This window comes from Leptothoe sp. EHU-05/26/07-4 (assembly GCF_043421015.1).
GTDB lineage: Bacteria > Cyanobacteriota > Cyanobacteriia > Phormidesmidales > Phormidesmidaceae > Leptothoe > Leptothoe turfae.
Genome location: NZ_JAXSQV010000004.1, coordinates 370771 through 384724 on the forward strand (window position 1 = coordinate 370771; position 13954 = coordinate 384724).

The following is a 13954-nucleotide window of genomic DNA, read 5'->3' on the forward strand; positions in this document are numbered from 1 at the left end:
GGAACACCCCTACAATTTCAACCTCTTTCTAAAAAACTGTGCCATCTTGAAACATGGGGAATTCTAGTTCGTGATTTAATACTTTATTTCTCTATAGCTCGTTACTTTTGGTGGCAACTATGCCTGATTACTCAACGATAGAAGCGACGACCTACGATTTAATTGTGATTGGTGGTGGTATCAATGGAGTAGCCGTAGCCCGTGATGGTGCCTTACGTGGTTTAAAGACCATTTTGATTGAGAAAGGGGATTTTGGTGGCGGCACCACTAGTTGGTCAAGCCGCTTGGTTCATGGTGGTTTGCGCTATTTAGAGTATTTCGAATTTAACTTGGTACGGGAGTCACTGCGAGAGCGAGAAATCTTGCTGCGAACAGCCCCTCATTTGGTGAAGCCCATTCAAATGACAATTCCTATTTATGCCCAGGGGTCTCGTAGCTATTGGGAGATTCAGGCGGGGATGGTGCTGTACGATCTGCTGAGCTATGATAAGAGCTTGCCAAATCATCGGATGTTAGCGGCTCAAAAGTTACAGCAGCTATTTCGAGCAGTGGAGCCAGAGGGCTGTCGTGGTGCGGCCCAATATTATGATGCTCAAGTGGAATATGCTGAGCGGCTCTGTTTAGAAATTGTGCTATCGGCCCAGGAGGCCGGGGCTACCATGCTGAGCTATGTGACCGTAGCCCAGCTCCAACGGAAGGATCAGCGCATTTCGTCGCTGCTTTGTCGCGATACTGAAACCGGTGAAGCCTTCACAGTCCATGGTCATGATCAAACAGTGGTGATCAATACCTCTGGCCCTTGGGTTGATCAGGTTTGCCGCAGTGGAATTAAGGGTAATGCGCCTGCGCCTGTCGGTAAAAGTCGCAAAATTGGTGGCACACGGGGTAGCCATATCATCGTCGATAAATTCCCAGGGGCACCGGATGAAGCTCTTTATGTGGAAGCCCTTACCGATGGTCGACCTTTCTTTATTTTGCCGTGGTTAGGGATGTGTCTGATTGGCACCACGGATATTCGCTTTGAGGGCGATTTGGATAAGGTCCATGTCAGTAATGATGAAATCGATTACCTATTGAATGAGGCTAATCGGGTCATCCCCACAGCTCAGCTGACGCGGGAATCGGTGCAGTTTACCTATGCGGGTGTGCGCCCTTTGCCCTATAGCAAAGGCAAAAAGACTAGCAGTATTACCCGTAGCCATGTGCTATATGACCACACATCCGAAGGGGTGAATAACATGGTTTCCTTGATTGGTGGCAAGCTCACTACTCACCGTCAGGTGGGCGAGGAAATGGTGGATGCAGCGCTTAGAAAGCGATTGAAAAAGCAGAAGAAATCTGGCAGTCATTCAGTCACTAGACAGGCACCGCTACCCGGTGCAATTTCAACTAGCGAGGCTAAGACACTAATGACGACGGCCAATCGAGATGTGGTCGCTCATTTGTTATCGCTCTATGGTGCGCGAACGCCTCAGGTATTGGCCATCGTGGAAGAGTTTCCTGAACTGGTCGAGCCGATTGTGCCAGACCAGCCTGATATTAAGGCACAGATTGTCTACAGTGTGAGGTCAGAGATGGCTCGCACCTACCTAGATATTTGTCGACGGCGGACAGCTTTGTCGATGCGGAGTAACTATGGTTTTGATGTACTGCCTGTATTGGCGGATGTGTTGAAGCGCTACTGTGGTTGGTCGGAGGGTAAATGCGATCGCAACCTGATCGACTACTACACCTACATGCGCGACAACTGTATCCCCGACTATCAGCTAGACAAATACAGCCCTCCCATAGCTACGACCGTTGCTTAGATCAGTGATCGGTTCTGATATAGCCCTGCCATAGCTACGACCGTCGCTTAGGCTAGTTGTAGGTTCTTAGTGTTGAGTTTTGAATTGGGCAACTAACTCAAAACTCAACACTTAAAACTTAAAACTCTAGAGTAAAGGGAGCTTGTCTCGTGGTTACTTCATCTGCACCGTCTGAAACTCCAATTATTCCGCTCTCAGAAGCTTTAAAGCAGATGGCTCGGGTGACGGTATTAGGGGCAGGAGCTTGGGGAACAGCGTTAGCAAGGCTAGCCCTGAGCAATGGCAATCAGGTGCAGATCTGGTCGCGACGGGGGCCTTCAGATCTCAAGTCTGCGGTCGCTGATGCTGACATTGTAGTATCGGCCATTTCCATGAAGGGGGTTTCGGCGTTAGCGAGTCAGCTTCAGACGGCGGCTCTCAAAACCTCGACTATTTTAGTGACGGCGACTAAGGGGTTAGATCCTGAGACCACCAGAACGCCGTCTAAGATTTTTCGCGACACCTTTCCAGACAATCCCATTGTGGTTTTGTCTGGCCCTAATTTATCTAAGGAAATCGAAGCGCAGCTACCAGCGGCCACAGTGGTGGCGAGCACCGATGTGGATGCAGCGGCAAGGGTACAGCAGGTCTATTCGTCTGAGATGTTTCGCATTTATACCAGTCCAGATCCAGTGGGGGCTGAGCTGGGGGGGACATTGAAAAATGTGATTGCGATCGCAGTGGGTGTCTGTGATGGCCTTAAGCTGGGCTCCAATGCTAAAGCGGCTCTAATTACCCGCGCCATTCCCGAAATGCTGCGGGTGGGTGTCCACATGGGGGCGCAGGTAGAGACCTTCTACGGGCTTTCGGGTTTGGGTGATCTGCTAGCCACATGCGATGGCACCCTCAGTCGTAACTATCGTGTGGGCTATGGCCTCGCGCAGGGGAAAAAACTCGATGATATTTTGGCAGAGTTAGGTAGTACGGCTGAAGGGGTGAACACGGCTCACGTCCTGATCGACATGGCCAACCGTGACGGTATTCCAGTTCCCATTGCTCGCCAGGTTCATCGTCTTCTGCGGGGGGTAATCACCCCCCAGGAAGCCGTTGGCAACTTGATGGAGCGGCAACTTAAGCCAGAGGCCTGTGATTTAAGGGCTAAAAACTAAGTCCGTTTACGCCGTAGTAGGTATGGAACGGGAGATTGGCTTAATTGCGATCGCGATTTTTCATGGCGCGATCGCTATAGTCATACAGTTTCTGAAAATAGCGTCTCGATGATGAGTCTTGCTTATCCGTAATGGGTGTCTGTTCAGACATGGCCTCTGATGAGGGTTCAATGTTTTCCTCTGTATCAGCAGAAGTAGCTGACTCAGCACTTATTTCTAAGTCAAGTTTGTCAGAACGTTCTGGCACAGCAGTTGTTTCTGTTACTGGTAAATCAGACTCATCAACTTCAGCATCATCACGATCCTCAGTATCACGATCCTCAGTCAGGCTGTTATCCTGCATGGTCTGATCGATCGAGCCGCCAGTATTTTCAGAGGGCTCAGCGGTTTCTATGATCTCCGGGGCTGCTATGTCAGGAATCTCTTGCTCCAGTGTCTCCGGTTGAGCTGGTGCTAGTTCACCAGGTTTATCCAGCTTTTCCAGAATGGACGGTGCGGCTACCTCCGGTGCCGCTACTTCCGGTTCGTCCAGAGTGGGCGATTCGATAACTTCCGGGGCCGCTACTTCTGGTACCGCTACTTCTGGTACCGCTACTTCTGGGGCCGCTACCTCAGGCTCTTCGACAACCGGTGGCTCATAGGTTGGATCGATAATGCCGCCCACATCTTCTAAGGCCACCTCTCCCCGGATGATTTTGGCAAGACTATTGTTGTCATTGGGGTCATAGTCAATCAGTCGCACAGTGTTATTAAAAACCCCTGCAATTGGCTTACCGTCCTCGTTAACCAGTGTGAGCTGTACCCAGTTTTTTCCAGGTTTTAAGCCCTCTATATATATAGGTTGCCAATCTTGGAGGGTGATACTGTGGCCATTGATGGTGTATCGCACTCGCCAATCTGAAATCGTTGGGTTATCTACAGCGACTTGATGTAGAGGAGCCTCAGTTAAATAAAAATCCAATAAAATCGGCTCAGCTCCATAGACACCCATGGGTGCACCGTAAGTGAGCAGTGGCTGATTAGCCTTTGGTGCATTTTCATCCGTTTTGGCAAAGATGTGAAATGTCGCTTGGGCATAAGCCCCTTCATTTTTAAAGCTTTCATGCCAGGGGCGTTCAGCAAAGATCCTGATGGTATGGGTGCCTGGCGTTAGATCCGTCAACGTAATAGATTGATCAAGGTCGTATATCGCACCATAGGGCTGATTATCCAGCAGAAGCACTAAGTGAGGCCCCATCTCCCACCTTGTGTCCTTATATATAGGTAAATCTTTCACCCTTAGGACTACACTGACTGTAGTTTTGTCAAAAACTTCTTCAGCTTTGGGTTCCAGGATTTGGACTTGGGGTTCGTAGGTATCTAGCCACGGGGCCAATTCTTGAATCAGTTCCGGTGTGTCTACCTGCTTGATCGGAGGACTTGGCGTAAATAAGGAGGACTTAGCGGTCTCCGTGACGGTTGACGGTTCGATTCCTTGAGGATTGCTACAGCCCGTACTGAATAAAAGTGCTGTTAAAACCAACGCTCCAATTATCTTGACTAAATGCTGTTGCCAACGTCCCAAAACATTAGAAACCAGAGTCATGGTGTAGCTCTTCCTGTGACAGTTAAATGTGCCCCTGCCCTGCCTTTGAAACCAAACAGAACTGTGCTTAATCGATCCTAGCGGGCTACTGTCACGCTTAATGAGGAAATCCTCTACAACCACCGCAAGAGGAGAAAATTACTCAGCTAATTTACAAAAATAAATAAATCTAAATATATGCATGTACGAGACTGAATCCCTTACTATTATTAGATTCTATGGTGTTCATTAGGAAAAAGAAGTTGAGTTTTTGGGTTTGTATGCAATCTCCATGACTTACGGCCCAAAATAGAGATCTCTATTGAGATTTGTTAATATCACCCATGCTCGATGTCAATTTTGTGGCATTGACTACCTTGCGATCCTTATCCTAAGAGGATTTCGGAGGTTGAATTATTGTTAACTCGACGCAAAATTGGTGAAGCGCCAAGTCTATAATGCTCAGGAGCAATCCTATTAATGGCGAGCGTCAAAATTTTCTGTGAGTTAACATCTCAATGAAAATGTTTGCAATTGTTTCATTCACGAAGCATTTGCTGATCTCGTTTTTTAGGCTGTTCGTTCTTTGTCTAGAGAGAGGAGAGTCTCCATGACAACTACCCCGCGGGAGCGGGAGGCAGCAGTCAAGGTGGCAGTTGATGAGAATCCGGTACCTGTTTCTTTTGAGAAATGGGGCAAGCCCGGTCACTTCAGCCGTGCCTTGGCCAAGGGACCCAAAACTACTACCTGGATTTGGGACCTCCATGCCGACGCTCACGACTTTGATAGTCACACCAGTGACTTAGAGGACATTTCTCGTAAAATTTTTAGCGCTCACTTTGGCCATTTGGCCATCGTGTTCATTTGGTTGAGTGGCATGTATTACCATGGCGCTCGCTTTTCTAACTTTGAAGCTTGGTTAGCAGATCCCATTAATATTCATCCCAGTGCTCAGGTGGTTTGGCCTATTTTTGGTCAAGAAATCCTGAACGGTGAAGTGGGCGGCGGCTTCCAAGGTATTCAAATCACGTCTGGTTTGTTCCAGATGTGGAGAGCAGCTGGTTACACCAACTCCTTCCAGCTTTTGTGCACTGCCATCGGTGCGCTGGTAATGGCTGGTTTGATGATTAATGCCGGTGTATTCCACTACCACATCAAGGCTCCTAAGCTTGAGTGGTTCCAGAACGTGGAGTCCATGTTGAACCACCACCTGGCTGGTTTGTTTGGTCTAGGTTCTCTAGCTTGGGCTGGTCACCTGATCCATGTTTCTTTGCCTGTTAACGCTCTATTGGATTCCGGGGTGGCTCCACAGGATATTCCTTTGCCCCACGAGTATCTGCTAGATAAAGTGTTCATGGCGGACTTATTCCCTGGTTTTGCGCAGGGGATTACTCCATTCTTCACCCTGAATTGGGGTGCTTATGCTGACTTCTTGACCTTCAAGGGCGGTCTAAATCCTGTGACTGGTGGTCTATGGATGACTGACATTGCGCATCACCATGTGGCGATTGCTGTCATGTTCATCTTTGCTGGTCATATGTACCGTACTAACTGGGGTATTGGTCATAGCATCAAGGAGATCCTAGAGGGTCAGAAGGGCGATCCGTTGCTCTTCCCTGCTAAGAATGGCCACGATGGCTTGTTTGAGTTCTTGACCACTTCCTGGCATGCTCAGCTGGCTATCAACCTGGCTATGGGTGGTTCGGTAACGATTATTGTGGCTCAGCATATGTATGCAATGCCTCCGTATCCTTACCTAGCAACTGATTACGCTACCCAGCTATGCTTATTCACTCACCATATGTGGATTGGCGGCTTCTTGATTGTGGGTGGTGCTGCTCACGGTGCGATCGCAATGGTTCGTGACTACGATCCGGCCATGCATGTCGACAACGTGCTCGACCGCGTCTTACGCGCTCGTGATGCCATCATCTCTCACCTCAACTGGGTATGTATTTTCCTAGGCTTCCACAGCTTTGGTCTATATATCCACAACGACACTATGCGTGCCTTGGGTCGTCCCCAAGACATGTTCTCCGACAGTGCGATTCAGCTACAGCCTATCTTTGCTCAATGGCTGCAGAACCTGCACACCTTAGCTGCTAGCGGTACCACTGCTCCTAATGCAATTGGTCCTACTAGTGTTGCCTTTGGTGGTGACATGGTTGCCGTTGGTGGCAAAGTGGCTATGATGCCCATTGCTCTTGGCACAGCTGACTTTATGGTGCACCACATCCATGCGTTCACCATTCACGTAACTGTTCTAATCCTGCTTAAGGGTGTGCTTTACTCCCGTAGCTCTCGCCTCATCCCTGATAAGAGCGAGTTGGGTTTCCGCTTCCCTTGCGACGGCCCCGGTCGTGGTGGTACTTGCCAGGTTTCTGGTTGGGACCATGTCTTCCTAGGTCTGTTCTGGATGTATAACTCCTTATCTATTGTGATTTTCCACTTCAGCTGGAAGATGCAATCGGATGTATGGGGCACGGTTTCCGGCGGTGCGGTATCTCACCCTGCTGGTGGTAACTTCGCGACTAGCGCAATTACTATCAACGGCTGGCTCCGTGACTTCCTTTGGGCTCAGGCTTCACAGGTAATTAACTCCTACGGCTCTGCTATCTCAGCCTATGGTTTGATGTTCCTAGCCGGTCACTTTATCTGGGCATTTAGCCTGATGTTCCTGTTCAGTGGCCGTGGCTACTGGCAAGAGCTGATCGAGTCCATCGTTTGGGCTCATAATAAGCTCAAGGTCGCTCCTGCAATTCAACCTCGCGCACTGAGTATTACTCAGGGTCGTGCGGTTGGTGTCGCCCATTACCTCCTCGGCGGTATTGTGACGACTTGGGCGTTCTTCCATGCTCGAATTCTGTCGATAGGTTAGCGGGGAGGACTTAATAGAACACTATGGCAACTAAATTTCCAAAATTTAGCCAAGACCTCGCACAAGATCCAACTACGCGTCGGATCTGGTACGGGATTGCCACTTCCCATGACTTTGAAAGCCACGATGGCATGACGGAAGAGAATCTTTATCAAAAGATTTTTGCTTCCCACTTTGGTCACCTGGCAGTCATTTTCCTCTGGGTATCCGGCAACCTGTTCCACGTTGCTTGGCAAGGTAACTTCGAGCAGTGGGTCGCTGACCCCCTCGGTACCAAGCCCATCGCCCATGCGATTTGGGATCCTCACTTTGGCCAGAATGCGGTGGATGCGTTCACCCAGGCTGGTGCTACTGGCCCCGTTAACGTGGCGTTCTCTGGGGTTTACCACTGGTGGTACACCATTGGTATGCGGACCAACGGCGACCTATATTCGGCGTCCTTGTTCCTGCTAGTGCTGTCCTCAATCTTCCTGCTTGCAGGTTGGTTGCACCTACAGCCTAAGTTCCGTCCCAGCCTGTCCTGGTTCAAAAATGCTGAGTCTCGCCTAAACCATCACCTTGCTGGTTTGTTCGGTGTGAGTTCTCTGGCTTGGACCGGTCACCTGGTACACGTTGCAATTCCTGAGTCCCGTGGTGTGCATGTTGGTTGGGATAACTTCCTAACTGTTATGCCTCACCCCGCTGGCTTGGCCCCATTCTTCACTGGAAACTGGGGTGTATACGCTCAGAATCCTGACACTGTAAACCATGTGTTTGGTACATCTGAGGGTTCGGGTACTGCAATTCTCACCTTCTTGGGTGGTTTCCATCCTCAGACTGAGTCTCTATGGCTCACTGACATGGCTCACCACCACCTAGCCATTGCGGTTGTCTTCATCATTGCTGGCCACATGTACCGAACTAATTTCGGTATTGGTCATAGCATCAAGGAGATCCTCAATGCTCACCAACCCCCTAGCGGTAAGCTTGGTGATGGCCACAAGGGTCTGTTTGACACGCTCAACAACTCCTTGCACTTCCAGCTAGGTTTGGCACTTGCCTCCTTGGGTGTAGTAACGTCTCTAGTGGCTCAGCACATGTATGCGTTGCCTCCTTATGCCTTTATGGCTAAGGATTACACCACCATGGCTGCGCTTTACACCCACCACCAGTACATCGCTGGCTTCATCATGATGGGTGCCTTTGCCCACGGTGCGATCTTCTTGATTCGCGACTATGATCCTGCTGCGAACGCTAACAACGTCTTAGCTCGCATCTTGGAACATAAAGAAGCAATCATTTCTCACCTGAGCTGGGTAACTCTGTTCCTCGGTTTCCATACCCTGGGTCTTTACGTACACAACGATGTCGTAGTTGCCTTTGGTACTCCCGAGAAGCAAATTCTGGTTGAGCCTGTGTTTGCACAGTGGGTTCAGGCTGCCTCTGGTAAGGCCCTATATGGCTTTGATACTCTGCTTTCCAATGCTGACAGTGCTGCTACAGCTGCTGCTGGCGGCATCTGGCTACCTGGCTGGTTCGAAGCTATTAACAGCGGTACCAATTCTCTCTTCTTGACCATTGGCCCTGGTGACTTCTTGGTTCACCATGCGATTGCCCTGGGTCTCCATACAACTACTTTGATCTTGGTCAAAGGTGCATTGGATGCCCGTGGTTCTAAGCTAATGCCCGACAAGAAGGACTTTGGCTATAGCTTCCCTTGTGACGGCCCCGGTCGTGGCGGTACTTGTGACATCTCTGCATGGGATGCCTTCTACCTAGCCATGTTCTGGATGCTTAACACCATCGCCTGGTTAACCTTCTACTGGCACTGGAAGCATCTGGCTATCTGGTCTGGTAACGTAGCGCAGTTTAACGACAGCTCTACTTACCTGATGGGTTGGTTCCGTGATTATCTGTGGTTGAACTCTTCCCAGTTGATTAACGGCTACAACGCCTACGGCATGAATAACCTGTCTGTATGGGCATGGATGTTCTTGTTCGCTCACCTGGTTTGGGCAACTGGTTTCATGTTCCTAATCTCCTGGCGTGGTTACTGGCAGGAGCTTATCGAGACCATCGTATGGGCTCATGAGCGTACTCCTCTAGCTAACCTGATCAGCTGGAAGGACAAGCCTGTTGCACTATCCATCGTTCAGGCTCGTTTGGTTGGTCTAACTCACTTTACTGTGGGCTTTGTCCTCACCTACGCCGCCTTCCTGATAGCGTCAACGTCTAGCCGATTTGGATAGCGTTTGAAGCTCTCTTAGGAGAATGAAAAAAGCCCTTCAGCTAAGCCTGAAGGGCTTTTTGTTTTTTAAGCATGTTCACGTAAATCAGGTTATATAGGCGGTGAAGCTAGTCAAGGCGGATCAACCAGCGATGTCTCTACATTCACAGATAACGTTATCGAGCTAACCGAAAAGCTGGGTATCCCCATCGAGCACGTGCAGTTGCCCCCATCTGGAACTTCATGACGCGAGATCTCAACCGTGGTTACTGAACAATAATTTTTAGCTGTTCAACGTATTCTTGAAAGATGTCGCGGAGTGAGCTCAGGACTGAGTTTTGTTGCGCGATCGCAAATAACATAATCTTCCTCATCTCCCTCAGCAAGTCAGTTGACATGGAAACCCTAAAGCGAATCCGGATCAACTCCCAGCTCTCTTAACTTTTCCGCCAATCGATCAGCCCGAGCTTGCTCTTGATCAACCTGAGCCTGGGTCTGATCAACTCTTTCCTCTGGTGTCAGTAACCGATTCCCATCTTGGTCATACCAATAGAGCCATTCCCGCTCTCGTCCCAGATAAGTACCCCGCTCACGTCCCAGCCCCAAACCAATTTCAGGCAACCAAATCGGTCCACCTTCCAAAAGCTGATAGGTGCCATCCACCAGTTCATAAACCTCTAGCGGCTGTCGCTGCCGACGAGCTCGCGTGCTGCTAGATGGATTTGGCAGATAAACCGCATAGTAGGGAATGCCTAGATCCGCATAAATGTCCTTTTTACGTTCGTATTCCCCACCATAGGTTTTAGAAACCACCTCCAACGCCAAGGTGGGAGCAATATTGTCCTCTTCCCACATCACATAGCTGAGGCGACCCTCTTCGCCAATAAAGCGTTCCACCCCTAAGCTCAGGAACCCATCAGGAACAACCGCAGGTGTTGATGGCGCATAGTAAATCCCCATATCCACACCAAAGAACCAGTCCTGACGGTCAGGCCATGCCATTGCCAAAATTGCCTCCAGTAGATTCGGGATTAAATTCTGTAACTCGTTATCCACAGGGGTATCATCTGAGTCGGGCAACTCAGCAGAGGAAGGCAGACACTGCTGCTTAGGGTCATACTGTAAAACCACTGGTCAAGTTCGATTAGACCGACAATAGAGCTATTGTAATGCGATATCTATAGAGCAAGGGTGACAGCGCAACTTAAGCCTGTTTGGCTTTGCTGAGTTGCCGTTGTATCAGACATTCTTGAAAGATGTAGTGGAGTGCGCCAAGGACAAAACCTTGTTGTGCAAAAGATATCCATTCCATTACGGTAACTTCATGGCATTCACATCAGATGACTACGAAAATACTGTTCTCTAATTGAAGGTTATTGTCAGTGTGCTCATAAATTCAGAATCATAGTTATGGATAGACGTAAGGTCACGTTGAGGTTGTTGGGATGTGGGTTGATTGCTGGGCTGACTGTACTAAACTTACGCCCAGCTATGGCATTTCATAATGAAATTGAAACCCTAAATGCTTTAGCACCTGGGCCTAATAATTTTTCGGCCCATGGGGGTGATGTGATCATGATTCGTACCCAGAGTGCAGGTGGTAATACGACCTGTTTTCCGATGGTGACTCCCACAGAATCTTTGTTGCCCATGGGGGAGGTTAAGCGAACTGCCAGTGATAGAACCTATGTATTTGAGGTTTATGAGGATGGTACCTATGAGTATCGTCTGCCAATGCCTTTAGATGAAACCGGGAGTTGTTCCATCACTGTAGGTTTGGCAACACGTTATGAAACATTAATGCTTGAAGCTCAGGAGCTAGAGCGTAATAGTTATTGGGTTGTTTCTGAAGAAGAGGCTGCTCAATCCCTTCAAATGCAACAGGATGCAATGGCGTTTTACCAAGAAGCAATTGAGTTGGAACCAGAATATCCTGATGCATATAAGCGGGTATTAGAGTTGTTGTTAGAGGTTAATGTGACTGATTTTGATCTGGAACAAGATGAGCTGAATGAGTTAGGAGAGATTTTCCTGCATTGGCCAAACTCAGCGCGGATGACCATGATTAATTATTTAGAAGCCTTGGCACAGATCTATGAAAAGTCTCCTGACTGGCAAGAAGAGAAAGGAGATGATCCTTTATTTTTAAAAGGCTTTGCTGAATTTGTTCAGACAGGAAACGCACCTGACGTGGTGAGAGAGTTATTACTGGAAGGCCAAGGAGGTTAGGGATCATACTATAGGGTGCTATCCCCCCGTAAGTTTCTTTTTAGAGTTGCTTCTAGAGCCTGTGTAGACTTTGGATAAAGTTCGCATTAGGCTCTTGTGGGACGATATCCTTAGCTAAAATAATAGGAACTTAGATTTGGAGCTGGGATGATGTCGTTAACTGCATCACGTTTAACCAAGTCAGTTTGGAGAATATGGTTAACGTTACTAGCTCTGTTGAGTATTCCCTTATCTGTTAGGGCACAGCCTGATCCTACACCTGAAGACAATCCGCAAGTTCCCTATCGTCTATTAGTACCCTTGCTACAGCCCTATCCTCTATTTGGAGAGACGGTACAGTTACACATTGGCAATGATGTCCCAGATTTACCAACTGAACTACCAGTACCTACTGCTGGAGTGCATCAATGGACTATGGTTACAGCACCTTATCACTTGTTATTTTTTGAGGTAGATGGAGAATACTCGCAAGTTGAGTCTGACTATTTAGAAGACTTGCAACATGCTGGATGGGAACGCTGGATGACGCCTGAGTTAGAACCCGGCCTGGAGATCACCGATACGGAAGATAGCGCTACTACTGGTGCACTAGTAATTTCTATTACCTTTGGTAGACCGAGTGAACCTTTGCCAGAGTCAGAAAATCAACAAATATTTTGCAAGCAAGGCAGTGATATTCAATTATCGTTTAATACTTTTCAAAGCAGTTTAGATACCACTAAGCTCAGAGTTACTCTGATTTCTACACAATCTGGCTTTGCATGTAATTCTGAGAAAGACTCGTGGTCTGAATCCGAGAGTACGTTATCGCTCGAATCCGATATTCCAGACTTTTTACCAGAATTATCACTATCCCCCCCTAACGATGCACAACTTGAATTTTTAGATAGTAACGGTGGTAATAATTATTTAGACACACAGACCAAGATTCAGACAACTTTATCGTTAGGGGCACTAACGGCTCACTACTCAACCCAAATGCGCCAGCAGGGTTGGAGCCTGCAAAGCCGCAGTGGTAATGATCGCTTGCAGTGGTCTGTATGGTCTCAATCGGTTGATTCCGAATTACCGCAGCAAGCGACAGTTTATCTGTTTGCCACAGAAGAACCCGAGCACTATATAGGAATGTTTGGCCGGAGACGCAGCTCGCAACAAGATTTTTGGCCCGATCTTGTTACTGATAATATTCCAGATGGAGAAATCCCCGAAAGTACAGCCCTAGGAATCTTGAAAGATATGGGGCAACTCTCTGACAGTGAGGAAATTGAGTTATGGCTGAACCAGCTGCCACCTGCCTTTTCTGATAACTTACCTGTTCCTCCAGAAACGGTTGTTTTAGGGGGTACATCAGATGTTGTAAAAGATATTGCGATATTAGAAACCTCACTACACCCCGGACTAATATCTGACTTCTATCGTGAGTCTTTGACTGAAGATGATTGGCAGATTCGTGAAAATGTTCAATTGCCTAGCTTTAATTTTGGTTTTGAGTCTTCTAGATTTTATTCTTGGTTTCCTCAATTATTTTGTCATTCGAACGGAGTAGATGAGCTTATTTTACAAATTCGACCTGTTCAGAAGGAAGCATCAACTATTTACCTTGAGCGCCATGCCATTGGTTCGTTATCTCCTTGTAGTAGCGAGGATCAGTTTTACGTAGAAAGAGGTAGGCTCTCGGATATTTGGGGAGATTTAAATCTCCCCATACCAACCCTGCAAACACCATCCAAGACATTTGTTCAAAGCCTAGGCAGTGGGGGTAGTGCAACGAACTTTGATTCAAATGTTCATATTTCTAGTCAGCTAACGACAGATGAGCTAGCAGAACACTACTTAGGACAGATGCATCAGGCTGGCTGGCAGCAGCAAGCAGTAGCACAATCAGACAAATCACTAGTCAGTGTTTGGACCTTTACAGACGACTCGGGTGTGCTCTGGCGGGCGTGGTTAACCCTAATTGCGCAAACTGAAACAAATCAATGGCATGGTTCTTTGTCCGCATTCACTGAAAATAGGGATGTACAGCATATAGAAGAACCAGCTCTTGATTTTTCCGAGTAGTACGCATAGACTAATTTTAGTGGCCTTCTAGTTCATATGATCTAGATTGCGGAATCATTG

9 protein-coding genes are annotated in these 13954 nt (G+C 48.0%); 6 read left to right on the top strand and 3 right to left on the bottom strand.

Annotated features, from left to right (window positions below; translation table 11 throughout):
- Nucleotides 1-119: 119 nt before the first annotated feature.
- Both U2F10_RS14710 and U2F10_RS14715 read left to right on the top strand, forming a co-directional pair.
- On the top strand, nt 120-1808 hold the full coding sequence (locus U2F10_RS14710) for a glycerol-3-phosphate dehydrogenase/oxidase (RefSeq protein WP_163670612.1): 1689 nt from the start codon (nt 120-122) through the stop codon (nt 1806-1808).
- A 212-nt stretch (nt 1809-2020) separates the two neighbouring features.
- Nucleotides 2021-2956: an NAD(P)H-dependent glycerol-3-phosphate dehydrogenase gene (locus U2F10_RS14715; RefSeq protein WP_163671854.1), complete on the top strand. Its 936-nt coding sequence runs from the start codon at nt 2021-2023 to the stop codon at nt 2954-2956.
- Between the two features lie 40 nt (nt 2957-2996).
- Here the strand turns inward: U2F10_RS14715 and U2F10_RS14720 are convergent, their stop codons facing one another.
- Nucleotides 2997-4541 (bottom strand): hypothetical protein, encoded by a 1545-nt coding sequence (locus tag U2F10_RS14720; protein ID WP_499872539.1) that lies wholly within the window; start codon nt 4539-4541, stop codon nt 2997-2999.
- A 589-nt stretch (nt 4542-5130) separates the two neighbouring features.
- On the opposite strand from U2F10_RS14720, the gene psaA reads away from it, so the two are divergent.
- Both psaA and psaB read left to right on the top strand, forming a co-directional pair.
- Nucleotides 5131-7398: a photosystem I core protein PsaA gene (gene psaA / locus U2F10_RS14725; RefSeq protein ID WP_163669349.1), complete on the top strand. Its 2268-nt coding sequence runs from the start codon at nt 5131-5133 to the stop codon at nt 7396-7398.
- A 23-nt stretch (nt 7399-7421) separates the two neighbouring features.
- Nucleotides 7422-9626 carry a photosystem I core protein PsaB gene (gene psaB, locus U2F10_RS14730; RefSeq protein ID WP_163669350.1) on the top strand — a complete coding sequence of 735 codons (2205 nt, stop codon included), beginning with the start codon at nt 7422-7424 and terminating at the stop codon, nt 9624-9626.
- 244 nt (nt 9627-9870) lie between these two features.
- On the opposite strand, the gene U2F10_RS14735 is transcribed toward psaB, so the two are convergent.
- Complete coding sequence (locus U2F10_RS14735; protein WP_499872541.1) at nt 9871-10002, bottom strand: hypothetical protein; 132 nt, start codon at nt 10000-10002, stop codon at nt 9871-9873.
- A gap of 7 nt (nt 10003-10009) precedes the next feature.
- The gene (locus U2F10_RS14740) at nt 10010-10735 is read right to left on the bottom strand and encodes a Uma2 family endonuclease (protein ID WP_163669352.1); all 726 of its coding nucleotides are present in this window, start codon (nt 10733-10735) and stop codon (nt 10010-10012) included.
- Between the two features lie 279 nt (nt 10736-11014).
- Between U2F10_RS14740 and U2F10_RS14745 the strand changes: the two genes are divergently transcribed.
- Both U2F10_RS14745 and U2F10_RS14750 read left to right on the top strand, forming a co-directional pair.
- Nucleotides 11015-11833 carry a hypothetical protein gene (locus U2F10_RS14745; RefSeq protein WP_163669354.1) on the top strand — a complete coding sequence of 273 codons (819 nt, stop codon included), beginning with the start codon at nt 11015-11017 and terminating at the stop codon, nt 11831-11833.
- 147 nt (nt 11834-11980) lie between these two features.
- Nucleotides 11981-13894, top strand: a complete 1914-nt coding sequence (locus U2F10_RS14750; protein ID WP_499872544.1) for a hypothetical protein — start codon at nt 11981-11983, stop codon at nt 13892-13894.
- The last annotated feature ends 60 nt before the right edge of the window (nt 13895-13954 follow it).

What these genes read in the sequence shown, in the direction of transcription:
- U2F10_RS14710 (WP_163670612.1), top strand. Translation starts at nt 120, where the DNA reads ATGCCTGATTACTCAACGATAGAAGCGACGACCTACGATTTAATTGTG.
- U2F10_RS14715 (WP_163671854.1), top strand. Translation starts at nt 2,021, where the DNA reads ATGGCTCGGGTGACGGTATTAGGGGCAGGAGCTTGGGGAACAGCGTTA.
- U2F10_RS14720 (WP_499872539.1), bottom strand. Translation starts at nt 4,541, where the DNA reads ATGACTCTGGTTTCTAATGTTTTGGGACGTTGGCAACAGCATTTAGTC.
- psaA (WP_163669349.1), top strand. Translation starts at nt 5,131, where the DNA reads ATGACAACTACCCCGCGGGAGCGGGAGGCAGCAGTCAAGGTGGCAGTT.
- psaB (WP_163669350.1), top strand. Translation starts at nt 7,422, where the DNA reads ATGGCAACTAAATTTCCAAAATTTAGCCAAGACCTCGCACAAGATCCA.
- U2F10_RS14735 (WP_499872541.1), bottom strand. Translation starts at nt 10,002, where the DNA reads ATGTCAACTGACTTGCTGAGGGAGATGAGGAAGATTATGTTATTTGCG.
- U2F10_RS14745 (WP_163669354.1), top strand. Translation starts at nt 11,015, where the DNA reads ATGGATAGACGTAAGGTCACGTTGAGGTTGTTGGGATGTGGGTTGATT.
- U2F10_RS14750 (WP_499872544.1), top strand. Translation starts at nt 11,981, where the DNA reads ATGATGTCGTTAACTGCATCACGTTTAACCAAGTCAGTTTGGAGAATA.